The organism is Ruegeria sp. BG3, assembly GCF_056538485.1.
Genome location: NZ_JBQFTE010000011.1, coordinates 154,495 through 179,110 on the forward strand (window position 1 = coordinate 154,495; position 24,616 = coordinate 179,110).

Annotated in this window: 23 protein-coding genes and 1 pseudogene; 16 read left to right on the plus strand and 8 right to left on the minus strand. The window is 56.7% G+C overall.

The window, feature by feature from the left end:
* Positions 1-3: 3 nt before the first annotated feature.
* Entirely contained in the window at positions 4-990 is a 987-nt protein-coding gene (locus ACR0AI_RS17835) for a 2-hydroxyacid dehydrogenase (protein ID WP_170460359.1), read from the minus strand.
* 171 nt (positions 991-1,161) lie between these two features.
* On the opposite strand from ACR0AI_RS17835, the gene ACR0AI_RS17840 reads away from it, so the two are divergent.
* Positions 1,162-1,650, plus strand: coding sequence for an SH3 domain-containing protein (locus ACR0AI_RS17840; RefSeq protein ID WP_425085188.1), 489 nt, complete (start codon positions 1,162-1,164; stop codon positions 1,648-1,650).
* 22 nt (positions 1,651-1,672) lie between these two features.
* On the opposite strand, the gene ACR0AI_RS17845 is transcribed toward ACR0AI_RS17840, so the two are convergent.
* Complete coding sequence (locus tag ACR0AI_RS17845; protein WP_480676008.1) at positions 1,673-3,013, minus strand: tetratricopeptide repeat protein; 1,341 nt, start codon at positions 3,011-3,013, stop codon at positions 1,673-1,675.
* Between the two features lie 425 nt (positions 3,014-3,438).
* Between ACR0AI_RS17845 and ACR0AI_RS17850 the strand changes: the two genes are divergently transcribed.
* The 3 genes from ACR0AI_RS17850 (at position 3,439) to ACR0AI_RS17860 (ending at position 7,237) form a co-directional block, all read left to right on the plus strand.
* Complete coding sequence (locus ACR0AI_RS17850) at positions 3,439-4,674, plus strand: DUF3179 domain-containing (seleno)protein (protein WP_480676010.1); 1,236 nt, start codon at positions 3,439-3,441, stop codon at positions 4,672-4,674.
* 11 nt (positions 4,675-4,685) lie between these two features.
* Positions 4,686-6,350 carry a sulfatase-like hydrolase/transferase gene (locus ACR0AI_RS17855; protein WP_480676012.1) on the plus strand — a complete coding sequence of 555 codons (1,665 nt, stop codon included), beginning with the start codon at positions 4,686-4,688 and terminating at the stop codon, positions 6,348-6,350.
* A gap of 68 nt (positions 6,351-6,418) precedes the next feature.
* Positions 6,419-7,237, plus strand: a complete 819-nt coding sequence (locus ACR0AI_RS17860; protein WP_480676014.1) for a hypothetical protein — start codon at positions 6,419-6,421, stop codon at positions 7,235-7,237.
* 40 nt (positions 7,238-7,277) lie between these two features.
* Here ACR0AI_RS17860 and ACR0AI_RS17865 read toward each other — a convergent pair whose 3' ends face one another.
* Positions 7,278-8,273 carry a quinone oxidoreductase family protein gene (locus ACR0AI_RS17865; RefSeq protein ID WP_480676016.1) on the minus strand — a complete coding sequence of 332 codons (996 nt, stop codon included), beginning with the start codon at positions 8,271-8,273 and terminating at the stop codon, positions 7,278-7,280.
* Positions 8,274-8,364: 91 nt separating this feature from the next.
* Between ACR0AI_RS17865 and ACR0AI_RS17870 the strand changes: the two genes are divergently transcribed.
* Entirely contained in the window at positions 8,365-9,201 is an 837-nt protein-coding gene (locus ACR0AI_RS17870; protein ID WP_480676018.1) for a LysR family transcriptional regulator, read from the plus strand.
* Between the two features lie 2 nt (positions 9,202-9,203).
* Here the strand turns inward: ACR0AI_RS17870 and ACR0AI_RS17875 are convergent, their stop codons facing one another.
* From ACR0AI_RS17875 to ACR0AI_RS17895, 5 genes are all read right to left on the minus strand, one after another.
* A complete protein-coding gene (locus ACR0AI_RS17875; protein ID WP_480676020.1) occupies positions 9,204-9,899 on the minus strand; it encodes an SDR family oxidoreductase in 696 nt (231 codons plus the stop codon).
* 10 nt (positions 9,900-9,909) lie between these two features.
* Positions 9,910-10,419, minus strand: coding sequence for a nuclear transport factor 2 family protein (locus ACR0AI_RS17880; protein ID WP_480676022.1), 510 nt, complete (start codon positions 10,417-10,419; stop codon positions 9,910-9,912).
* Positions 10,420-10,479: 60 nt separating this feature from the next.
* A complete protein-coding gene (locus ACR0AI_RS17885; protein WP_480676024.1) occupies positions 10,480-11,433 on the minus strand; it encodes an alpha/beta hydrolase in 954 nt (317 codons plus the stop codon).
* A 113-nt stretch (positions 11,434-11,546) separates the two neighbouring features.
* On the minus strand, positions 11,547-12,434 hold the full coding sequence (locus tag ACR0AI_RS17890) for a helix-turn-helix domain-containing protein (RefSeq protein WP_170722442.1): 888 nt from the start codon (positions 12,432-12,434) through the stop codon (positions 11,547-11,549).
* 51 nt (positions 12,435-12,485) lie between these two features.
* Positions 12,486-13,382, minus strand: a complete 897-nt coding sequence (locus ACR0AI_RS17895) for a LysR family transcriptional regulator (RefSeq protein WP_170722444.1) — start codon at positions 13,380-13,382, stop codon at positions 12,486-12,488.
* Between the two features lie 141 nt (positions 13,383-13,523).
* Between ACR0AI_RS17895 and ACR0AI_RS17900 the strand changes: the two genes are divergently transcribed.
* The 11 genes and pseudogenes from ACR0AI_RS17900 to ACR0AI_RS17950 all read left to right on the plus strand — a co-directional run bounded on the left by ACR0AI_RS17900 (position 13,524) and on the right by ACR0AI_RS17950 (position 24,604).
* A complete protein-coding gene (locus ACR0AI_RS17900) occupies positions 13,524-14,018 on the plus strand; it encodes a nuclear transport factor 2 family protein (RefSeq protein WP_480676026.1) in 495 nt (164 codons plus the stop codon).
* A 20-nt stretch (positions 14,019-14,038) separates the two neighbouring features.
* Entirely contained in the window at positions 14,039-14,431 is a 393-nt protein-coding gene (locus tag ACR0AI_RS17905) for a nuclear transport factor 2 family protein (RefSeq protein WP_480676028.1), read from the plus strand.
* Positions 14,428-15,030 carry an NAD(P)H-dependent oxidoreductase gene (locus tag ACR0AI_RS17910; protein ID WP_480676030.1) on the plus strand — a complete coding sequence of 201 codons (603 nt, stop codon included), beginning with the start codon at positions 14,428-14,430 and terminating at the stop codon, positions 15,028-15,030. Before ACR0AI_RS17905 ends, ACR0AI_RS17910 begins: the two co-directional genes overlap by 4 nt.
* Before the next feature lie 111 nt (positions 15,031-15,141).
* Complete coding sequence (locus ACR0AI_RS17915; protein ID WP_480676032.1) at positions 15,142-16,299, plus strand: adenylate/guanylate cyclase domain-containing protein; 1,158 nt, start codon at positions 15,142-15,144, stop codon at positions 16,297-16,299.
* 834 nt (positions 16,300-17,133) lie between these two features.
* Entirely contained in the window at positions 17,134-18,825 is a 1,692-nt protein-coding gene (locus tag ACR0AI_RS17920; protein WP_480676034.1) for a thiamine pyrophosphate-binding protein, read from the plus strand.
* A gap of 11 nt (positions 18,826-18,836) precedes the next feature.
* Entirely contained in the window at positions 18,837-19,307 is a 471-nt protein-coding gene (locus tag ACR0AI_RS17925) for a putative molybdenum carrier protein (RefSeq protein WP_480676036.1), read from the plus strand.
* Between the two features lie 383 nt (positions 19,308-19,690).
* Positions 19,691-20,317, plus strand: a pseudogene (locus ACR0AI_RS17930) (DUF4396 domain-containing protein); the annotation flags it as partial.
* Positions 20,318-21,321: 1,004 nt separating this feature from the next.
* Positions 21,322-21,456, plus strand: coding sequence for a hypothetical protein (locus tag ACR0AI_RS17935; RefSeq protein ID WP_480701424.1), 135 nt, complete (start codon positions 21,322-21,324; stop codon positions 21,454-21,456).
* Positions 21,457-22,119: 663 nt separating this feature from the next.
* The gene (locus ACR0AI_RS17940) at positions 22,120-22,806 is read left to right on the plus strand and encodes a haloacid dehalogenase type II (protein WP_480676040.1); all 687 of its coding nucleotides are present in this window, start codon (positions 22,120-22,122) and stop codon (positions 22,804-22,806) included.
* A complete protein-coding gene (locus ACR0AI_RS17945) occupies positions 22,806-23,633 on the plus strand; it encodes an alpha/beta fold hydrolase (RefSeq protein WP_480676042.1) in 828 nt (275 codons plus the stop codon). Before ACR0AI_RS17940 ends, ACR0AI_RS17945 begins: the two co-directional genes overlap by 1 nt.
* Complete coding sequence (locus tag ACR0AI_RS17950; protein ID WP_480676044.1) at positions 23,630-24,604, plus strand: threonine ammonia-lyase; 975 nt, start codon at positions 23,630-23,632, stop codon at positions 24,602-24,604. Before ACR0AI_RS17945 ends, ACR0AI_RS17950 begins: the two co-directional genes overlap by 4 nt.
* Positions 24,605-24,616 lie beyond the last annotated feature (12 nt).

Genomic DNA, 24,616 nt, shown 5'->3' on the forward strand with positions numbered 1-24,616 from the left:
AGGTTACAGCATGGATGGGACCACCTGATCCGGCGGTCTGTGCCCATCCTCGAAGGTCTTGATATTAATAATAACTTTCTCACCCATCTCGATCCGCCCCTCCAGTGTGGCCGATCCCATATGCGGAAGCAGCACCACGTTGGGCAGCTTGCGAAGGCGTGGGTTCACCTGCGTGCCGTGTTCATACACATCCAGCCCGGCACCCGCGATATCCCCGGACCGGATCAGCCGCGTCAGCGCGTTTTCGTCGATCACCTCGCCACGCGAAGTATTTACCACCACAGCCGACGGTTTCAGCAGCTTCAGCCGACGCGCGTTCAGCAGATGGAATGTCGACGGGGTCGAGGGGCAGTGGACCGATATGACGTCCATCCGCGCCACCATCTGATCGAGGCTTTCCCAGTAGGTGGCCTCAAGATCCTGTTCAATCTCGGGGCGCAACCGACGGCGGTTGTTGTAGTGTACCTGCATCCCGAAAGCACTGGCACGGCGCGCGACGGCCTGACCGATCCGGCCCATGCCCAGAATACCCAGGCGTCGCCCTCCGATCCGGCCACCAAGCAAAGCCGTCGGAGCCCAACCGGACCAATCGCCCTGCTGCATCAGCGCGACACCCTCGGGGAAACGACGCGTCACCGCGAGGATCAGCGCCATGGTCATGTCGGCCGTGTCGTCGGTCAGAACACCCGGAGTGTTCGAGACCAGAATCCCACGCTGGCGCGCGGTTGAGACGTCGATATTGTCGACCCCTGCCCCATAATTGGCAATCAAACGCAACTTTTCACCAGCTTGCCCCAGCAAACCACCGTCGATTGTGTCGGTCACCGTCGGCACCAGCACGTCGGCCTCTTGCACGGCGGCGACCAGTTCCTCACGGGTCATGGGGGTGTCATCGTCGCGCAGGCGAACATCAAACAGCTCGCTCAGTCGCGTTTCCACTGCTTCCGGCAACCGTCGCGTAACAACAACACTCAGACGTTCTCTTGGCACTTCCGCCCTCCCACTGCTTTGCAAACGCGCTTGCGTCATGGCATCGTGGCGCAGGATAAGGCGGGGCACAAGAACCCCAAAGGCATTGAGCCGACCTTTTTTCGAAAGCAGATCAACAGGCACAAGAGCAGGCAGTCAGTGAGTGGTCTTCTACCGGTGAAACGCCTTTGTTTGGCGATCCTATCCGCGTATCTCATTGCGTTCGGCTCTGCGCCGGTCGCAGCCCAAGACGTGCGCGGCCCGGTAACCAACCTGCCCCTTCCGCGCTATGTCTCGATGAAGGCTGCCGAAGGCAATGTGCGCCGCGGTCCGTCCCTGACCCACCGAATCGATTGGGTCTTCAAGCGGCGCGGTATGCCGCTGCAAATCACTGCGGAATACGGCAACTGGCGCAAGGTACAGGATCGCGACGGGGCCGGAGGTTGGGTTCACTACGCCCTGCTGTCCGGCGTGCGCACGGTGCTGATCGAATCCGAGATGCTGCCCGTTTATGCCCGACCCGATCCGAACTCGACCGTCAACGCGCATTTCGAAACCGGAGTGGTCGCCCGCCTCGGAGCTTGTTCGCTGGACTGGTGTCGCATTTCGGCGGGGGGCTACAAGGGGTGGACGCTGAAAGCCAACCTCTGGGGCGTCGATCCGTCGGAAATCCGGGAATAGCCTCTTCTTCCAGTCCCGTACCCTAGTCGGCTTGCAAAGCAGTTATTTCGTCAAGCGCGCTGATGATGTCTTCGGCGTGGTTCGGATCGGCAAACAAGGTTCGAAACAGCGCGGCCAGAGGGTAACCTGGCCAAGCTTCGTCCAACAACAGGATTGTGGCCCGCGCGCGCTCATCGTCTCCGAGCCGTTGATAGCTTGCCGCCAGATAACCGATAGAGATCGCGCTGACCGGATCACCCAGCCTGACCGCCTCGTTGAACTGGTCTACGGACGCCTGATAGTCCCCCAAGTGATAGCTGGATGAAGCCAACACGCTACGATAAGGAAATCTTCCGTTGGTCGTATTAGCGTCCTGCGCCCGATTGGCGGACGCTATTGCGCGCTGAAAATCCCCGCCAAACAAAGCGAACAGAGCATCAAAGTTTGTGACGTGGATATCATCAGGGGCAAGCCGCGTTGCGCGCGTGGACTGTGCAAGCGCTGCTTCGTGCTCGCGCGAGCAAAATGAAGCCAGGGCAAGGGCGGAATGGCTCCAGCCTTCATCCGGTGCCAGTTCCAACGCTCGGTAGGCGCGGTTTTTGGCGAGGGCCAAAAGCGCCTGTTTTTCAGCTCCGGGCGGGGTTGTTAAGGCAAGGATGCTGATCGCCTGCGCCGAACCGGCATAGCCACCGAAATACGTCTCATCCAGTGCCATGGCGCGTTCGAACATGCCGCGCACTGCTTGCAGCCTGTCGCGGTCCAGAACTGGAAACATCAGCAGGCGCGCCTCACTCGCCAGATTAACCGCCTGCAGCTTGCTCGGGTTTGTTGAGAACAGCGCCTCTCTGACGGCTTGTTCCTGATTGGCATTTGCAGAGACCACGAGCGGGCTGTGCGGTGACTGGGGCGTGCGGGAAAAGAACGTCGCGCCGCCTGCGACCGTCAACGCGGCCAATACCGCCGCTGAGACCCAGACCGTCTTTGAGTGACGCGTTCGGTCTGGCGATATGCTGACGTCCAAAACCTCAAACCGGGGGACATAGCCGCCCGGATCCACATGGATGCGCAGCCTCTGATCCTTGCCGGAGTTCGAGTAGAAGCTCGCCAATCGCCGACGCATGCGCCCCGCATCGACACGCACGACGGCCATGGGGTCGCCCCCGGAATCCAGCGCCCTTCCGTAGACATCCTCGGCGATCGACTTGGCGCGGATATCCTCGGACTGGCCCGCCAGAAGCTTATCGACAACGTAGCTGAGGAAAGACTGCAGTCGCTCGGCCCCATCGAATTCCGGACTGTCCAGGACCGCCTTCAGTGCCCGCTGAATGTCTTCATCCGAGAGCGTTTTTTGGGCCGTATCTGACTTTACGCTGGCGTCTGACATCGCTTTCGTTAACCGCTGGCTGGTTTCAAGTCTTTGAAAAATAACATGTTACCCCGTAACATACGTTAAGATACCTGAATGTGTAAATGAATTTCGGACAGAATGATTAGCAAAGGAGGGAATTGGACCTCATCACGGAGGCACAACTGGGTTCAGACACCGTGAGGCTTATGATGGCTTGCTTGTCGATACACTTTCCTGATCAGGCGAATGAGATCCGGCGCCTGCGCAGCGCGGATACGGTCTTTGCGCAAATCTGCGCTGACTTTGAAAGCCTGGCCGCTCTCCTACCCTGCGATGCAAGTGACCCAAGAAATTCTGATCTCATCGACAGCCTCCGAGGGCTTGAGGACGAAATAAAAACTTACCTTTCCTCCCATTCGACCCAGCCCGAGGGCTAATCAAGACGCAAAAAGGCGATTCAAATGTTGGCCAATTTTCTATTCTACGTCGGGCTCATCGTGTCGTTGACCATCGGGTTCATGTATTTCCGCGATCTCGGTGACGTCAGCCAAATGGTGCTGAAGGTCAAGCGCAATAACATGATCCGCTTTATCCGGAATGAGAACACCTATCTTGCCGCCGGAATCGCCGGGCTTGCGCTGATGCTTGTCGGGCATTTCCTTGGTGGCGGTCCGGGCTGGCTGTTTTTCCTCGGCGTACCCGCGGTGACACTGGTGATCATTTTCCTGTTTGTGTTTCCATGGGTTTGGGTCCATATCGGCCTGCGCAACCAGCAAAACACCGCCCGCTACTATCCAATTTCTGAGGCGCAGCGATACATCAACCCATCCGCCAGTGTTCTCGTGATTGAAAACAACGGCCACGCGCGGGCGCATTCCGACGCCCAGCTGATGCGCCCTCATCTGGCCGGAAACGATAAGGGGTTGGGTGGCGACGACATCGTCATGACCTATTGCGCCATGGCCAATCTGGGGCAGGCCTACAAACCCGAGATCCACGGCAAACGTCTGGATCTTGAGGTGATGGCCCAGCATGGCAACAACTTGATCCTACGCGACAACACCACCGGAGAGCCAATCCAGCAGATCTATGGTCGCTTCGACAGCGATGCCTCGAAAACAGCGGCAATGCAGCCATGGCCCACTTTTCGGATGAGCTTTCGCGGGTTTCAGAAAGCCTATCCAGATGGTGAGGTCTTTCTGAACAAGCCCTCCTCGAACCCGCTTCTCAGGTTGTTCGACACCTTTACTGAAACCGTTTTCTCCTCGGGCATCGCCAAGCAGCACCAAGAAGAAGCACCGGTCATGGACAACATGAGCCACAGCGACAACCGTCTGCCCAACAAAACCTATGTCTGGGGCATCACGATCGGTGACGACGCAGTTTGCTGGACCGATGATTTCCTGGCCGAAAATAAAGGGCTGATCAACGCTACGGTTGGCGGGCGTGACGTCGTGGTTTCCTACGACCCAATCTATGAAAGCGTTGGCGTCTGGTACAATGACAGCGGCGCGCCCATCACCCATGTCGATTTCTTCGGACACGCGGATTGCGGCCAACTGACCCGCGTTGAAACCCTTCGATCGGGCATGTTCTGGCATGTTTGGGTCGAGTTCTTCCCCGGAACGGATATCAACCGCTCCGGCCCGCCCCACACCACACCTGACCCCCGCCAGACCCCCGCCCAAAGCGAATGAGGATTGTTGAAATGAAAACCCTATCCAGCCTGTCGGTGCTGTTCTGTCTATCGGCCACGATCTCAACCGCTCAGGAAGCGCCGATCATCCATGATGCCGAGTACTACATCCTCGAAGCGCAGAATGCCGAACAATGGGCTGCGGACAATGCCGAGGTTGATCAGTTGCTCGAAGACTTCCGAAGCTCGAATGACGGTAAGCCACCCAACATCATCAATATCCTGATTGACGATATCGGCTTTGGCGATCTTGGTATCCCTGAACTCAACGCCGTGCGCGGGTATTCGACGCCTCATATCAACGCCTTCTCGGACGAAGCGATGCGCATGGTGCGCATGTATACCGAACCCTCCTGCACACCCACACGGGTTGCGATGATGACCGGTCGGCTCCCGGTTAGGATGGGCATGGGCGACACCACGGTCGACATCGCGGGGTTCGGGCTGCCCGCCGACGAAGTCACCCTGGCCGAGATCCTGTCAGATGCAGGCTATGCGACTGTGCATGTGGGCAAGTGGCACATGGGCGATATCCCCGAGGCCTGGCCCCATAACCAAGGCTTCGATTGGGCGGGGTTCCCGGTTCACCAGCAGGGTCAGCTGACCATCTACAACGACGATGCGATTAAGGAACAGGTCTCGGTCGGGATCGCAGATTTCGATGACCGTTTCGTACTCGACGACTTCTTTCGCCCCGATCCCGCCGCGATGGTCACCGGCCTTGAAGCCGAGCGTGGTGGTCTTGCGCGCGAAGTTGACATGACGGCAGGCGAGCGCTGGACCGCCGAAAAATATGACGAAATGAACCAACGCTACCAGGACCAGACGCTTGAAAAAATGCGCGAGCTGGCTGGCGGGGACGCGCCTTTCTTCCTGCAGTATTGGCCACTCATTCCGCTGGACAACACGCGCGCAGGTCGTTCGGGGCCGCAATCGCCGAACGGAGGGCTCTATGTCGACAAGATGCAGCAGCTCGACAGCTGGCTAGGGGATATCTTCAACGAGATGGAGGCGCTTGGCCTGGCCGACAAAACCATTGTCATCGTGATGGGCGACAACGGCCATTTCACCAAGTATTCGCCGCAATCAGGGTTCACCCCGATGGTTTTCGCCGGTGGCAAAGGTGATGTGTCCGAGGGCGGCATTCGGGTCGACAGCTTCATCCGCTGGCCCGGCATGATCGAGGCCGACGGCATCGTCGGAGATATCGTCCACGTCTCGGATCTCTATACCACACTCGCCCGGTTCGCCGGAGCCGAGAGCGGTATTCCTCGGGATAGGTTGGTGGACGGGGTCGACCAATCCTCGCTACTGCTGTTGGGTGAAACAAAAGGACGGCGCGACCACCTGATCGTCTATTCCGTCCACACCCCCCGCGCGGTCATCAAGGATCAACTAAAGCTGCGCATTCCCGGAGCCGGAGAGAGCGCGATTCTGGCTGATTTCTTCGATGTTTACCGGGATACGCATGAGAAATACCCGGTTTCAACCGAGGTTGGAGCTTGGGGCGGGCAAGAGTTTGTCCGCATTCTGGGGCGTCATCTAAAACGCAAGGAAAAGTATCCAGACATCGAACCAGCCCGTGGTGTTCCCTATGAAGGCATCGAAAACCTGCGACCTGAAACCGAAGCCGCTGTCGAGGCCTTTCTGCTCAAACAGTCCTCTGTTGGCAGATGATCGTATATCCGGACACTGACGGCTTGCAGCAAGGTCGTCGCGCAATTTGAAAGTAAGGAGATTCACCAATGGCTATCAGATCCGCTGCCGTGATGGCAGGCGCCACGGCCCTGTCTTGTTTCCTGTCGAGCGCAGCATACGCCCAGTCCCTGCCTGCGCCGGGTCAGACCGAAGACGGCTGGCGACACGCTCTTGGCTTCTACTTGTTCACCCCGCTGCGTACGCATGGAACGTCAACAGTCTCGGGTGTTTCAGCCGATATCGACCTCGATCTTGGCGACGTGCTGGATGTTCTCGATTTCGCAGCGGCCGGGCGGTATGAGGCCTGGAACGGAGACTTTGGGATCATCGTTGATGCCAATTATGTGGGTATCGGAGAGGACACCACCCTCTCCGGCCCTGCTGCCACTGCGGTGGATGTGGATGTGCGCCAGAAATGGTTTGCGGTCATGGGTGCTTACCGCGTGGCGGATGGAACCTATGGTGCCAACAACCAGCGCTACACCGTCGATCTGCAGGGCGGCATTCGCTACAACTCGATCCGGCAGGAAATCAGGTTCACAACCCCGGGTCCAACCAATCCACCGACCCAAGGCGGTGATGAAGGCTGGATTGAGCCCGTCGTGGGTGCCCGGGGCATGTGGCGTCTCAACGACCGGTGGACCACCATCGCATCGCTGGAACTTGGCGGGTTCGGGGCCGGAGGCAACGATCTACAGGTTGGCGCAAATATCGGCTTTGACTATCAGCCGTGGGATCGAACCGCGATCACCTTTGGCTACAGATATTTCAGCGTCGACTACAGCGATTCAACGTCAACCGGCCCCTTCGCCTATGATGTCACCCAGCAAGGGCCCTATGTGGGGCTAAAGGTCTTTTTCAACTAGATTCGACCGCCTTGCCGCGACTCGTGTTTGCCGGGCTCGATCACTCTATGCTCAGAACCAGTTTACCGGTGGTTTCACCGGCTTCCAAACGACGGTGCGCCTCGGCGGCTTGGGCAATGGGTAGGATGCTCACCTGCGGGCGCAGAATACGCGTCTTCAGCAGATCGAACACCGAGGCCATATCTGCGCTGAACTGATCGGGGTGGTCGACGAAATAGGTGTATATGTCACTAACCCGGACCGAAACCGACTTCTGAAAGTGCTTCGCCAAATCCTCGGCAAAATTACCTGCGGGCGGGCCGGCAAGGAACCCAAATAGAACTGCAGTGCCCAAAGGCGCCAGAGCGTCGAGGTCTGACTTGAGGGTTTCACCCGAGATCGGGTTCAGCGCCAGATCCACGCCGCGCCCTTCGGTGAGGTCCAGCACCCGCTCGGTGACATCCTCGGTGCGATAGTTGATGACGTGATCGGCACCTTGATCCTTCGCATACCCAACCTTGTCGGTGCTGGTCGAAGCGATCACTGTCATGCCCAGATGCTTGGCCATGTGCAGGGCCATGGTGCCAACGCCCCCGGCTGCCGCGTGAACCAGTACAGATTTGCCAGCTGCCGCGCCGCCCAGATTGACCAGCATATGGTAGGCCGTCATCCCGTTGACGGGGATTGCGGCTGCGGTTTCGAAATCGACAGTATCGGCCAACCGGGAGACATAGGGCGCATCGATCACGGAATGGGTGCCGTATCCACCGGCACCAATCGGCCCCATCCACGCCACGCGGTCCCCGACAGAGAATCCTTCGACCCCCTCGCCCAGCGCCTCAACAACTCCGGCCCCTTCAACCCCGGGCACATGAGGTAGCTCAGGCATCATACCCTCGGGCATTTCACCTCGACGGATGATCGTGTCGATGAAATTGACTGCCGCGGCTTTGTTGCAGATCAGGATTTCCCCGGCATTAGGGGTCGGGGTCGCACGGTTTGTTTCGCGCAAAACATCTGGTTTGCCGGTCTGGGTGACTTCAATGGCGAAAGGCATGAGCTGTCTCCTTCTGTTGCGCAGAAGGTAGAGGCCACGCTATCGAATGATAATAGTTGATATCAGGAGAAATAATCCCAAAATTAGAATAATGATCTACAACGACCTTGCCCTGTTTACTGTCGTCGCAAACCATCTCAGCTTTTCCAAAGCTGCGGAGCGACTGGGGATACCGCTCAGCCGTGTCAGCCGAAGGATTGCCGAGTTGGAGGAACATCTTGGCACCAAACTGTTTGAGCGAACGACGCGCCAGGTGCGCCTAACGGAAGAAGGCCGCCGCCTTCTGGATCGATGTCAGGACCCGATCGAGGCTCTGCAAGGTGTCGCAGGTTTTACGGACGATACCAGACGCCAAAGCATCCGCATCACGGCGCCTCCGCTGGCCGCGCGCACGACCATTGGCCCTCGGTTGTTGGATTTCGCAGCAGAGAACCCGGATGTGTCGTTTGAGATGACCACGACCAATGTCATGCTGGACTTCTTTCGCGACAATATCGATCTGGCCTTCCGCCTCGGCCCCTTGACGGATTCCAGCCTTGTCGCGAAACGGCTTTGGTCCGTTCCCTACTGCTTTTGCGCAGGACAGGGCTTCATTCGAGAGCATAGGTTGGACGGGTCGATATCCAGACCAGACTTTCTTGCTTTGCCCGCCCTGAATGCCGGTCAACCCTGGGTGCTGGAGAGCGGGGAAACACTGCAGCCGAAGTCCATCGCGCACAGTTTAACCGACCTTGATGTCATTGCGCAGGCCGCCCGTAGCAACCTGGGTGTCGCGATGCTGCCTTCAGATATGGTAAACGGCGAACTGCAACGGCTTGAGGTCACGGATGCCCAACCAATGACGCGGGACATGTTCGCCGTCTACCCCAGCCGCCGCCTGTTGCCTGCGCGGGTCAGAAAGCTGATTGATTTCATGACACCCGGCTGAACCTACCACTCAATGGCGACGCCGTCGCGAAAGAACCCTCCGGTCGGGCCACCATTCGGTAAGGTCGCTGCCCAGACAACGCCCCTGGCACCCTCGGAAATCGGACGTCCCCCGCCCCCCATATCTGTGGCAACCCAACCGGGACAGACGGCGTTGACGAGAATGCCTTGAGGTTTCAAGGCGGCAGCGGTCTTGAGGGTCAGCGCGTTCAGAGCCGCTTTGGACACGCCATAGCCAGGCGTTCCTGCGGACATGCTGGTCAGCGACCCCGCCCCAGAGGACACGTTGACGATCCGGGCATCCGTTCCTCGTTTTAACAGTGGCACTGCCGCAATCGTGGTCTCCCAAGGGCCGAAAAGGTTCGTATCGAACGCGCGACGCACTCGGTCCAAATCGGCGAGGTGGACCTGTTGGTCGGTGTCGTAGTCCACACCCGCGTTGTTCACCAAAACATCAAGGCGGCCATAGGCCGATTCAACCATCAAGAAGAAGGCGGCCGCGACAGAGTCCGGACTAGAGACATCCAGTTGCAAGGCTTCCGCCCCATATCCGATCTCATCTGCGGCAGCCTGCCCTTTTGCCAGATCGCGCGCACCCATCAGAACCTTCATCCCATGGTCCCGGGCCAATTGGCGGGACACTTCTTTGCCAATACCGCGATTGGCGCCGGTCACGAGTGCGATACGCTGACTGGTCATGATCCCTCCTTCAATTCGCCTCGGCAGCGCGCTGGCCAGCAAGAGCCACAAGCCCACGGTCACCGGATTCCCAGATTGCCGTCATGGTCATGGATGTGACAACCCAACGGTCGTCTGATTTCTCAAGCTCATAATCATAGCGGCCACCAAGCACCCACAGGCCATCATCAAGACGATGGGTTGCTGTGAAATCAGCCTGTGCTGTGGCGGATGTATCGGACAGAGAGGTGATGGTGTGATTGGTCACCATATGGTGCGTCGCGTCGAAACCAGGAAGAAAGGCGGACCAGATCGCCACAAGCTCGTCGGCGGGTTGTGTGACCGGGTCTCCGCCCCAGAGGCTGGTATAATCCGTCGTGACGGTATCGGAAAACGCGTCGCGCACGCGGTTCCAATCGTGTCGGTCAGCGCCGGCCGCGATATCGGTGATTGCGGTCGAGATGTCCGCCTGCTGTTCAGCAAAAGCCGCGGATCCGATCATAGAGACGGCCGCAAGGGTCGATGTAAGTTTTCTACGCATGAGGATGCTCCGAATATATGAGGGTGGACGCCGAATGATTGCTCGGCGTCCAGACAGGGATTAGTTGGTTGAACCGGCGCGGAAGTGGTCAGCGACGGTATCGGCCGCGCGGGTGACATCCTCGGGGTTGTCGTAGAAGTCGAACTGCGTGACATCCTCCAGCCATTGAGCTGTCGCGTCGCCTGCGAAACCGGCAAGGAAGGTCTGCACGCCCTGTGGGATCGCTGCGCTTTCCGAGTGCACAATTGCCAGTGGTTTATCCAAACGCTGCGGATTGTCGGCGGGGTGATAGGTCAACCATCCTTCCCAGCCCGCATTGTTCCACTTGTCGTCATATTCCGGGATCGCGCCCCGGTCGGCCTCATAGTAGTATCCACCGATTGGCATCAGAACGCCCTCGGCACCCTCGGGTCCTGCGGCGGGGATGATCTGACCGCCAGCGGCCTCGGCAGCGTGGGACACCTCGATCAGCCCGGCGACACCTTCTGCGCCGCCATAAACCGCCTCGACGATCTCTTCATTCTGCAACCATGGTGCAACCAAACCCAGTCGCTGAACCAGCGGATTGCCGGAGACCGCGTCGACCATGTACCCGGCCGAGGCACAGATCCCAAGGCCGTTGATGTGATCTGCGTCTACTTCGGGCAGCGTGGCGACGAATGCGACGGCCGCTTTGATGTCCGATGTCTTGGCCTCGGGGCTTTCAACGAAGCGCACATTGTTCGGCAGATCGCCCGATTTACCCCAACCGCGGAAATCAAAAGTGAAGGCGGCAAAGCCGCGCTCGGCCATTTCTCGGGCATAGTTTGCGGGCATCTGTTCTTGAACCGAGGTCCAGGCCCCGGTCACGACGACAGTTGGCAGAGGCTCGGCTCCGCGCTCTTCCGGCAGGTACAGCGTGCCGGACAGCATAGCGCCTTCGTTCTCGAAGGTAACGGTGCGGGTTTCGACCTGCGCAACAGCGGCTGTCGAAGCCATAAGCGCTGCGGCGGTGTTCAGAGCGAGGGTATTCATAGCGATATCTCCCAAAATCTGTCTGGATGGGCACAAGCCCGATGACATCTGAGATATGCTGCGGTCAGCAGGGATACTTGCACCGGACTGCCGCGTTTTTGAAAGATCCTGCTTTAGACGGCATTTGCTGCGCGGAACGCGCGCGGGGTCTGCCCTACCACCTGTTTGAAACTGCGCGTGAAATGCGCCTGATCCGAAAATCCACAGGCCAAAGCGATATTACCCAGAGGGCGCGTGGGGTCTTCGATCATCTTCATCGCCTGCTCGACCCGGTAGGCCATGACATATTGCATGGGGGTCGAGCCCAGCGTTTCCTTGAAAACCCGCGCAAAATGCGAGGGGCTCATGCCCGCCTCAGAGGCCAGTTGATCGACCGTGATCGTTTGGTCCAAACGGTCCTGCACATAGGCCAGCACCCGTTGATAATGCTGAGAGGAAAAGCGTGCGGACAGCTCGACCTCTTCGGCGCGGCGTTTGCCGTATTTTTGCAGCAGTTTGACCAGAAACACCCGGCTCATGGCTTCGAACATCACGGCTGAGGACATGTCGTCGGTTGCCAGCGCATCGCGCAGAATGACACCTGCGGCACATAGGTCAGGATCGGAAAACTGCGGCAGATCGCGAAACTGTTCAGGTGCCAGCAGCATACCCAGCTCAGACTGCGCAAAGTGCTGGACCTTGTCCGGATGCAAGGTGACTACGATCACATCGGACTGCCCGTACCACCGCCAGCCTGACCGCATACCTGCCGGGGTCACGATGACTTCATCTTTGCAAAAGGTGAAATCCCGCAGCGTGCCGTCCCGCCAGTTTTGCACTCGATGCCCCTTCTCCTGCAGGTTCAGAAGGACGTGGTGTTCCGAAAACACCTCCTCTGGCATCCGATCAGGTTCGGCCCGAAAATACCGCACTGACATTAATCCAGCCGCCGAAGGGCGCTGCATCTCATCACTGTTCAGCAACGGTTCTGACGGGTAGATATCAGCGTATCTTAGGGGCAAGGAGCGGCTCCGGCTTGCAATGCTCGATATGTGGGTTCTGCGCGCGCAGGGTCAAACGCTTTGTTGGCGCTTTATGTGGTCGATGAACAGCCTCAGGGGCATCATGGATTTATACTCGCGTGGGAAATACATGAAAATACCGGGTGTGGGGCCCAAGTGGTCCTCAAGAACTGGTGTCAATACTCCGGTATCAATCAGTGGGGCAACATAAGCCCTGAAGGTATAGGCCAACCCTAACCCTCTTTTCGCCAGATCCACCGTTGCAGGAAGGGCGTTCGCGATCAGGTTACCTTGCACATCTACGGCATATTCCTCCTCGCTCGATTGAAAGCTCCATGGGGCAATCTGGCCCGAGGATTGGAACCTGTAGCGGATACAGGTATGCCCCAACAGGTCAGGCGGTGTTTCCGGTATGCCACGTGCCGTCAGGTAATCCGGGCTGGCGACGACGGTCACTGGAAGCGGCGGCGTCAACCGCACAGCCACCATGTCCTGTGCCACACGATCCCCAAGACGGAATCCAGCATGCAGCTCCTCGCCGAGTATGTCTGAAAGCGCATCCGTCAACGACAGTTCCAGTTCGATCTCGGGATACGCGGCGCAAAAACCCTTGAGGATCGGACCCACGTAAAGGTGGTAGGCAAACTCCGGCATCGCCAGTTTCAAAGTGCCCCGCGCGGCGTGACCGGTGCTGCGCGCGCTTTCGACCGCCTCGGAGAGTTGATCAAAGGCAGGCCCCGCGCCGCGGATCAGGGCTCGCCCGGCCTCGGTCAGGCTGATTGAGCGCGTTGTCCGAATGAAGAGCGCAGTGCCCAGCTGGTCTTCCAACGCTTTCAATTGATGGCTAACGGTCGATGGCTTGATACCCAGCGCCTCGGCCGCAGCACGCAGCGATCCGTGGCGCGCGATGGCGGTAAAGATTTCAAGCGTGGCAAGTGGCAGGCGCATAGAGTTCCCGAACAAATTTATTATTCGATCTTATACATGAAAGTAATGCCTTCGGAGTGAATTATCACGCCTCGCCGGGATTATTATCTTCGTGTCATCGCAGCCCAAATGGCTGTCACCATTTATTCAAGAGGACACAAGATGAACACTCTGACCAAAGTTGCTGCCCTCACCGCTGCTCTGATCACAGGAGAGACCGCCATGGCCGCATCCCCAGAAGACAATATCAAGGTCGTGCAGGACTTCTTCGCCGCCTATGGCGCCAGTGATCTGGACGGTATCGCAGCCGTGATGGACGAGAACGTAAATTGGCACATCCCGGGTCGCCACCCCCTGTCCGGCACCAAGACCGGTCGGGACGAAGTGCTAGCCTTTTTCGAACAACTGGGCACCGCTGGTTTTCAAGCAGAACCCATCTATTTCGGGGCCGACGAGACTCATGTGGTTGACATCCACCGCGGCTGGTCGAACGCCGATGGCAAACCGAATGTCGATACGACCTGGGCCCTCGTCTACCGGATCGAGAATGGCAAGATCGTCGAAGCCACTAACCTATCAGCCGATCAGGATGCGGCAAATACGTTTTTCTGGTCCCAATACTCGCTGGCTCCTGTCCCTAAGAGACTGGCCAAGTAAACCATCAACAGGTGATTCAAGTGACCGATTACCCCGAAATCCGCGGTTTCATTGCCGACTGGTTTGCCCGGTTCGACAGGCTGGATCCGATCGACGTGTTCCTGCCTGACCTCCACCCAGATGTGGACTGGGACATGCCTGATGTCGATACCACACTCAGCGGGCGTGATCGCGTGCGGGCCTGGTATCGTGGCGCGCTTGAAACCTTGCAACGTCCAACCGAGCATCACGTTAGCAAAGTCGAGATCAAGCCGGGCGCCGCACAGTTTGAGGTTCTGTTTCGCGCCACGACCGTTGCGGGGGACCACATTGAAGCCCGCGTTCAGGAAAACTGGCGCTTTGAAACCCGACCGGATGGCCGCCCGCTAATCACCCACTATTCCGCAACATTCCTGCAAGAGGCAGATTCATGAAAACCCTTGTCCTCACCGCCCATCCGGACCTGAGCAAATCGCGCATTAACCGCGCCTGGTTTGACGCACTTTCAGAAGCCGCCGACGTGACAACCCGCGATCTGACCGCCATTGGCGGCGATGAGATGCGTTTTGACATCGAAGCCGAACAGGCCCTCTTGCTGGCCCATGACCGGATCGTGTTCCAGTTTCCATTCTACTGGTATTCCGCCCCTCCGATCATGAAAGCCTGGATGGATCAGGTGCTGAACTATGGCTTCGCTTATGGGCCGGGCGGTGACCAACTGAAAGGGCGTGAATTCCTCATACTTGTCTCGACCGGAGGTCCCGAGCACAGCTATCACGCAGGCGGATACAACAACTTTACGATGGCCGAGTTTCTGAAACCGTTCCAACAGACGGCGAACCTGGCCGGAATGACATACCTAAGGCCTTTCGTGGCCCATGGCATGGCGGTGGCCTCTCAGGAGCAGATTGAAGAGAACGTACCTCATATGCTGGCCTATTTGAGCGACCCCGAACTGGATCCCAAGGTGAGACAGGCCCGTTTGCTCAAACAATTGGAAGACGACCCCTCACTGGCAGCGGCGGTAAGCTGAGGTCGACCGATCCTGCGCTGGACAGAAAACACAGGTTTTTCAGCCGGCGCGGGTTCTCCGATGCCAAATGAAAGGTAGACTATCAGCGCGGAACAAGAGTGTGTGACAACGATGGCCGAGACTGATCACCTGAACCACTGGTTGATTTCTGATGGTCGCCTGTTGGGCGACGAGAGGCTTATCGTCAAAGGCTATTGCGAAGGATTGACCGCGCTTGGCGTCCCCCTCGCCCGCGCAAGGATCGCGCAGAATTATTCGAACCCTTTGCTCAGCGCTTGGGGGATCATCTGGACACCCGAGGAAACCCGCCGCTACACCGTACCGACCACGGTTTTGTCGACCAGTGCGTGGCACGGCAGCCCGTTCGAATATGTTGTCACCCAGCGGCGCCCATTGCGCAAACGCCTGACCGACCTCAACGTTCTGGCAGAGCATCCGGTCTATGCCGAGCTGGCCGAAGCAGGCGCCACCGATTTTCTGGCCATCCCGCTGGAGCACGGCAACGGCTCCGTTCAGGGCACCAGCTTTACTTCAAACGCAGATACTGGGTTTTCGGACGCACATATCCACTACATCGAAGACACGCGATACGCACTTGCCGCGGCTTTGGAACCCATTGCGATGCGCCAGTCGCAAAAGAGCCTTCTTCGGACCTATCTGGGGCACGGCCCCGCCGAAGAAATTGACCAGGGGCACATAAAGCGCGGAGAACACAGAACCGTTTCTGCCGCAATCCTGTTTGCGGATCTGCGGGGTTTTACCCAAAAGGCCTCAACCTGGTCCGAGGACGATTTGCTGGCCATGATGGGTGAGTATTTCGAGATGGTCGTATCGCCCATCCAAGAAAAGGGCGGTGACGTTCTCAAATTCATGGGGGACGGCATACTTGCCGTTTTCAACATTGATGACGACGCGGAAGCCTCGTGCAGAGCTGCGGTGCGGGCGGCAGAACACGCGCTGACCAACCTGCGCGACCACAACGATACAGCAGCCGAAAAGGGGCACGAGCCAATCGAGTTCGTCGTCGGCATTGATTTCGGTCGCGTCACCTTTGGCAACATCGGCAGCCCTGATCGTTTGGATTTCACGGTCGTCGGTCAGGCTGTGAACGTGGCCAGTCGCGTTCAGGAACTGTGCAAGAAACTGGACGAAAAGATACTGGTGACTCAGAGCGTCGCAGAGCACATGAAGGGTAGCAAACAGTCGGCTGGCTATCACGCTATCCGTGGCTTGCCGAAGAAAATCGAAGCTATTGTGATCGGGGCATAACTCATTCGAGGGCGACAAGTCGCGGAATGCGGATTACTTTATTCGATCCTATCGCGAAGATTTGTTTGCAAAGCGAAGATGGATCCACCCTTGCATCTATGCCGGTCGAACTTGGCAGCGAAGTACAACGGTTCGCCACGTATCTGTGGATTTGGACGAAATGGGAATGCCTGCTTCTATTGCAAAATGGGTGTAAGAGTGCAGGAAACAGTATTTTCATGCACGGGTTGTGTAACGATGTCTTTTAACAACCCAATATTGAACAACAAGTTTGATGAAACACCATAGTTGTGCAATGCATGAAGCATATGCGTAAAACCCTAAAGTCAGGAAGCATATGCGTGCAAATGTAGAACAAAGATTAAGACCACTAAAAGTGCTAGCCCATGCCGTAAATTTTGAAACAGCACTATACAATCCCAGATTCGACGGGCTCCGGTGAACATCCCATCTCCAAGACTTGTTTGAGAGCTACCCACTACACCGAAATCGGATGTTGAGATAGCTCCGATCAACTTCCGCTTTGCGGGTAAAGATTCAACTCTCCACCGCGCAGCATCCCGACCGTACTGTGTCAGCGATGCGCAAAAAGTAGACTTTGCAAAGTCTAGTCAACGTCACGCTACGGCCGTCTATGCTTCGATCCGCCAACTATGACTACCGTAGAGAACAGCGGCTCCGAACCCAAATCGTAAATTTTATCTAGGCTGAAATAGTCTTCCGCTTCCATCTATCTAGCTTTGCAACCTCGCTCAGCTTCCTCAGTTTTGAGAATCTACCTTTAGCAAATAGGATGCGCCCAGTTCATTGAGCAACTTGAATTGGAATAGTGGCATGGCAATTGGGCGCTGGACCGTCGGATCGTATTTGGCAAAACGACTACAAGAAGCTGGAATTAAGGACTATTTTGTTGTCCCCGGTGACTACAATTTGGTTCTGCTGGATGAGTTGCTTAGCAATAGAGATTTGCAAATGATCAGTTGCTGCAACGAGCTTAACGCCGGTTATGCGGCAGACGGATATGCCCGCGCCACAGGAGGTCCGTCAGCGGCAGTGGTAACCTACTCGGTTGGAGGGTTGAGCCTGTTGAATGCCGTGGCAGGTGCTTACGCCGAGGATCTCCCTTTGATCGCGATTTCCGGGGGGCCGAACACAAACTCTGAGGCCGAATGGGAATATCTGCATCATACACTTGGCGAGGTCGACTATGACTACCAGCGCGAAATGTTTGCTCGTGTGACCGCTGAGGCCGTCACGATCCATCACCCTTCGCTTGCACCTGTTGCAATTGACAGGGCGATAGACACCGCGATGCTTCGGCGCAAACCTGTTTACATCGAAGTCGCCTCGAACATAGCTGGAGCTCCAACGTCCGCGCCAGTTCCACGCAGTTTTGCCAGACGGCCTAGCAGCGATCCAAACACGCTAGCGACTGCGGTTGCACAAGTATCAGAGTTCCTGAATGCGGTGGAACGGCCAGTGCTTGTTGCAGGGAGCAAGGTGCGGGCTGGCCAGGCAGAATGCTCTTTGCGCAGTCTTGCCGCCGCCTGTGACTACGCGCAGGCTTCAATGCCAAATGCCAAGAGCTTCTTGACCGAAGCAAACCCGAATTTCATGGGAATATACTGGGGGCCTGTCAGCACGCCGGGTTGCGGGGAAATTGTCGATGCAGCAGATGGGTTGCTGTTTGCCGGCCCTGTTTTCACCGACTACACCACAACAGGTCACCAACTTGGTTTTGATCCCGGCAAAGCGGTTATGGTGCATCCAACTTCCATTCAGTTAGGAGATACTCATTTCAGCAATGTCCGTATGGATGAGTTTCTGGATGCGCTGGCCGACATGCTAACGCCCAACAATGGAGCCATTACGGCTTTCCAACGTGTCAGAACCGAGGCAAACGCACCAGCACCCAATGCAGCGAACACTCCGGTGACGGTTCGCCAACTTTTCGCGCGGGTTCAGAAGATGCTGGATGAGGACAGCACGCTACTCGTAGAGACAGGGGATTCCTGGTTTAATGGAATGGAGACCAACCTTCCCGAGGGCACGCGGTTTGAGATACAAATGCAATATGGATCTATTGGTTGGTCTGTCGGCGCGTCGTTGGGATACGCTTTAGGGAACAAAGAGCGTCGGTTGATCTCGTGCATTGGAGATGGTTCGTTCCAACTTACCGCCCAAGAGATTTCAACCATGATCCGTTACGACGCGAAGCCGATTATTTTCTTGATAAACAATGGCGGCTACACAATTGAGGTTGAGATCCACGACGGCCCCTACAACACAATCAAGAACTGGAACTACGCTGGTTTGATAGACGTGTTCAGCGCCGGAGAGGGCAGAGCTTGGGGATGCAAGGTCACAACAGAAGGCGAGTTGGACAATGCCATAGATACGGCTTTCGACCATGATGGTCTTTGCCTGATCGAAGTTCTAATCGACCGGGACGATTGCAACGTCAATCTGCTGCGGTGGGGAAATCAGGTCGCGCGAAACAACGGTCGGCCTAATCGATGTAGATAAGGGGAGTGTCGGTGAAAATCGTGACGGGAGGCCAGACCGGAGTGGACCTTTCAGCATTGCAATTCGCGTCAGAGAGCGGCTTTGCGTGTGGTGGGTGGGTTCCGAAGGGACGGACAAACGAAGCCGGTCGCATTCCCGAGAGTTTTAGCGGATTGAATGAAACACAATCTGAGGATGTCAGTGAAAGAACGAAGCTGAACGTCAAGGATTGTGACGCTTTGCTGGTTTTCTTGGATGGCTCGCCGAGCCCGGGAACTCAACTGACAATCGACTACGCTAAAGAAATCGGCAAATCGCATTTGGTCGTGGATGTGCGGCAGGGGACCGAAAATTGCGCTGCCCAAGTGCGATCCTGGCTCACGTCAATTTCACCTGGAACATTGAACATCGCGGGCCCGCGCGCATCCGAAGCACCTTCAATAGGTTGGAAGGTGAAAGAAATTCTTAATCGAGCCATTTCGACTCGCAGCGGAGGAACTTAGCCAAGCGATTTGCCCACCGAAAAAGGAAATATGACAAGATAAATGGTGCGATGCTCGTGTGGTTTCTTGTTATCGGAGTCAGTGTGAGCTTTGTAGTTTGGGACTCGATCAGAAATTGTGTGACAAGTTGGGTTCAGCGGGCGGCGTGGATTCTTGTGCCACTCTAGACTGGCCCGATTGGCTTGTTCTTCGACCTGCTTGCGTGTCGTCGCCCATTCCCAGGAGGTCACGACCAATATACTCGCGATACTTGGAAACAAGGCGTCAATAGCGAGATGCACTGCGTGGCAGGTGACGCTACGAACATCATTTTTGCCGCCATTCTGGTCCACTATCTAAGCCTTTCCAACGGATGGGACATCGTAGTCTAATACCTATTCGGCTTCGTGTCCGGTTTGTTCATCTTCCAGGCGTTGATGATTAAGCCGATGTTCGGGAGCTATTGGCGGGCCGTTCGGAAAACTTCCTTTGCGGAAACGGTGTCGATGAACATGGTTATGACAGGCATGATCCCTACCATGGTTTTGCTCGCGGCTGCTTGGCCAGGATCCGAAGACCCGCTTACCCCACAATTCTGGTTCTGCATGAGTCTCGTTACCGTCGTCGGAGCAGTGATCGCATTTCCATTAAACAGATGGTTGGTGGTGAACCACCTGAAGCACGGCTGCATGACGCTACCCGATGCTGATGGCCCAGACCCGTCGCTTGGGCATACATCACCAGAGCACAATGAAATGGCAGGTCATAGCGGGCACGAAGCGGTGGGACTTCAAAATATGGAAATGAAAAGCCTACCAGTTGGAAACGCTGCGGCGTGGATAATTTCGACTTACGCCCTGCTTATCGCAGCACTGTGGCTGACATCAAGATTCGTACTAATCAAGTTATCAGTGTGCCGTTTGTTTCGTCGAGTTTCTTTTGTCTTCCAGCTCGGTGATTTCAAGCGACGAAAAGATCCGCCTAGAAACGCTACACTGTTGCTCCGACATACATCTGAATTTAGCCTTTAACTCGATCAAAAAGTAATAAACATCTGTTCACTAACTCGACTGTATTTCTTGCAAAAGTGAAGGATAACACATGTCACTTGCCGGACCTGTGCTATTGCATGAGATGGTACATTTTCTTGCCATGTCGCGCCCGAACAGTACCCAACTTGTTACCGAGCCTGATTTTTAGACATGTCAAAATTTATCCGACGATATCAACAGGCTGGCCTCCTACCTGATCGCGGCCGGTCCTAGTCAAGGAGACCGTGTTGCGTCACTCATGCTCAATGTTGTGAGTTTGAAGTATTCTATCTCGCCTGCCTCAAGGCAGGTCTGATCTTTACTCCACTCAGCTAACGCAAGGCTCGCAAGGTATCCAGAGGTTTCTGATGGAACTTATCCGGTGATCCGAAAGGCAGATGGATTGTTGGACGCGGAAGGCTTTAACGGGATGGCTGGTAGAAAAACCTGATCCTGTTGGCATGATTGTCGGCGAAGTCCCTATCATTGGAAACCGATATTGAGAATTCATCCAAAAACATCCGGATCAAGCTGAATCTGCGCTTGCTCCCGAAGCAACTTAATTTATCTATCTGGTTCCCAAAAAAGTGCTTGCGTCACAATCTGGAAGCCATTTGAAGGTCTACCTTTGCAATCCCAAGTCATCCTAACGAAGTCAGCGACACACCTGTAACGAAAATGGAACTGGCTTGCCACTTGACGTGTGCCAAGGCCGCAGAATTGGGTTTCATCTCAGACGCGGATATTTATGCTCTGTAAGATAAGACGACCTTTGTTCGATTTTTTTGGCACCTGCTGCAACACAGAAATGCCGCCGAAATTGGGGTTGATTTTTTTTCGGTACAGGGTCAGCCCATGACCTTGAGGCGAGCTTGTCTGAACTCAGTGAAAATCCCAAGGGCGTTCAGAAAGCAATCGTAGAAATAAAAGCTGCTATTTCCGATGGAAGAAGCAGCACTAGACGTTGAAGACTGGTACTAAGTGTAGTCTTAGTTCATTCTAATTTGCTCTTCGTGAACGGTGATCCGAATGAGGAAATCAACCTTCTGGTCGATCCCGAAGCAGATATTCTGTTGATCATGAAAGATGGTGTATCCGATCCAGACAAGCTGGAGAAGGCCAAGACCCGCTTGGCGTAGGCCGGAGCATCTCTTGATGCGGCGAGTGTTGATGTCGCCTGGATCGTTCCGCAACCTTTTGTCCCGGCCGAAAGACGGGAGCACGCGGCAAATTCCAGCAATCCAAATCTTGATGGACTGCATGTGACGATAGATGGTTTGAGGATACCAACGCCACCAAGCATGGATGGCACTCAAAATGGCTTAATTCGCGCTACGAATTAGTATGTGTAGTGATGTTCAAACAGAGCCGCTCGACCAACTCGTACGTCTGCGATTGTCGAAAGGTGAGTATGCCATCCGCCTTTAAAAACCGATGCTGCTGACTGCCTGGGGTCCGAAAGAGCAAAATTCAGACAACCTCTTCCTGATAGATAGATTGCAAAAGAAGGATTCAACCTGGTTGTTTTATGTGGCGTCTTTGGAGCGCCAGGCACCTCTGCTGAGCGGTTTGCAAACGCTGTACAAGTAGTATGGCGGATTAGCGTCTCGCAAGCACCAAAACAATCAAGATCCGACCCGATTTACCAAAAAAATTCGTCATCTACGGCAACCACTTGCTCCTTGATCGGCAGATTCCGGAAAAGGGTCAAATCCCACGACGGAAACGACACTGTCGGATCTTGGCTCTTTCCTGCACCGCCCTCTTGTGCCACCTTGCGCCAGAAAAAGGGGAGAGAGCAGATGGCAATCACGACCTGTGTTTTTGACGCCTATGGCACATTGTTCGATGTGGCCGCTGCGGCACGCCAGGCCGCTGTCGAGCCGGGCTTTGAGGCACTCCGCGATACATGGCCGGATCTGGCCAATCACTGGCGGCTGAAGCAATTGCAATACACATGGCTGCGCGCCGTCGCAGACGCTCATTGCGACTTCTGGGATGTCACACAAGACGGGCTGGACTGGGCGCTCGAGGCGACGGGGCTGCATGGGGATGCCAAACTGCGCCAGCGGCTGCTGGATCTTTACTGGGAGCTGCGCGCCTATCCCGAGGTACCCGAGATGTTGCAGGCCCTGAAACAGGGTGGGTTGCAAACGGCAATTCTGTCGAACGGGTCGCCTCCCATGTTGGATGGCGCGGTGCAATCGGCCGGTATTGGCGATGATTTGGACGATGTGCTGTCGGTCGAAAGCGTCGGTATCTTCAAACCCCACGCCAAGGTCTATGATCTTGTGCAGGGCCGGTTCGGATGTGCCCGAGATGAGGTTCTGTTCGTCAGTTCCAACGGTTGGGACGCTGCCGGGGCAAGCGGATACGGCTTTGTTACCGCATGGGTCAATCGCGCGGGCGAACCGATGGACCAGCTGCCGTGGAAACCGGCGCATGTTATGTCCGACCTGACCTCAATCCCCGAACTGGCCGGGCTGTAATGGGTGAATGCAAAACGTCTGACGGGATTCGGCTGCACTATGAGGATAGTGGCGCAGGCGTTCCTCTTCTTTGTCTGGCCGGACTGACGCGCAACGGGCGCGATTTCTCGCTGCTTGCACCGCATATGGCCGATGCCCGCCTGATCACGATGGATGCGCGGGGGCGCGGGCAGTCGGATCATGATCCGAACCACGCGAATTACAATGTGCTGCGCGAAACTCAGGATGTTATCGAACTGCTGGACCATCTGGCCCTTGACCGAGTAGTTGTTTTGGGCACGTCGCGCGGCGGGATGAATGCGATGACGCTCGCGACCCTGCAACCGGACCGGCTGGCAGGCGTGATCCTCAATGACGTGGGTCCGGTGATCGAACCCTCAGGTATCGCTCGGATCATGGATTACGTGGGCGTAGCACCCAACTCCAAGACTTTTGACGAGGCCGCCGCCGTCCTGAAGGCAGTGATGGAGCCGCATTTCCCCGGAGTCCCCTTGGAAACTTGGCGCATACAGGCCGAGAACCAGTATCAGGAGACGCCGGAGGGGCTGGCCTTGCGCTATGATCCGGCCCTTCGCACGGCCCTGGTGGAGCAAGCCGCAGTTGGCGCTGTGCCGGACCTATGGCCCTTCTTTGAGGCGCTAAAGGGCATTCCGACGGGCGTTCTGCGCGGCGCAAACTCGGACATCCTGAGCCAAGAAACACTGAAACAGATGCAGACCTGCCACCCGGGCCTGATCACGGCTGAAGTCCCGGATCGCGGCCATGTGCCTTTTCTGGACGAGCCGCAATCCCTCGCCGTTATTCGCAAGATTCTGGACCAAGCATGAGTACACTAGAGCTGATCGAAGCCGCTGCCCATCGGCTGAAAGGGCATGTCCGCGAGACGCCCCTTCTGACCTCACCCTTTCTGGACGAGATCGCCGGGCGCCGGGTGTGGGTCAAACCCGAATGCCTGCAACACACCGGCAGCTTCAAATTCCGCGGCGCATGGTCGGCCATCTCGGCGTTGAGTGAGGCGGAAAGACAGCGCGGTGTGATCGCCTATTCCTCGGGCAATCATGCGCAGGGGGTGGCCTTGGCGGCGGCGAAGCACGGAATCTCCTCGGTCATCATCATGCCTTCGGACGCGCCGCAGCTGAAGATCGACAACACGCGCGCCTTGGGCGGTGAAGTTGTTCTGTACGACCGAGCCACGGAAAGCCGCGAAGAGATTGGTAATGCACTGGCCGCCGAACGCGGCCTGACCCTGATCCGCCCCTACGACGAACCCCAAGTCATCGCGGGGCAAGGCACCGCCGGGCTCGAGATCGCGCGCCAAGCCAAAGCCGCAGGCGTGAGCAATGCCGACGTTCTGGTCTGTTGCGGCGGTGGCGGGCTGACCTCGGGCATAGCGCTTGCGCTTGAGGCCCACGCCCCCGGACTGTGTGCCCGCCCGTGTGAACCGGACGGGTTCGACGACGTCAAGCGCTCGCTGGAGGCGGGGCAGATCCAAGGCAATCCTGCAACTGCTGGCAATATCTGTGACGCTATCCTGACACCGCAGCCGGGTGACATTACCTTTCCGATCCTCAACCGCCTCTGCGGCCCCGGCCTATCCGTGACCGAGGACGATGCGCTGCACGCCATGGCGCTGGCCTTTTTGCGCCTCAAGATCGTGCTGGAGCCGGGCGGTGCGGTATCGCTGGCCTCGGCCCTGTTCCGCAAGGACCAGATCGAAGGGGATAACGTGATCGTTGTCGCCTCGGGCGGAAATGTTGATCCCGGCGTCTTTACGCGTGCGTTGGAATTCCTGACCTGACACCCATATCGG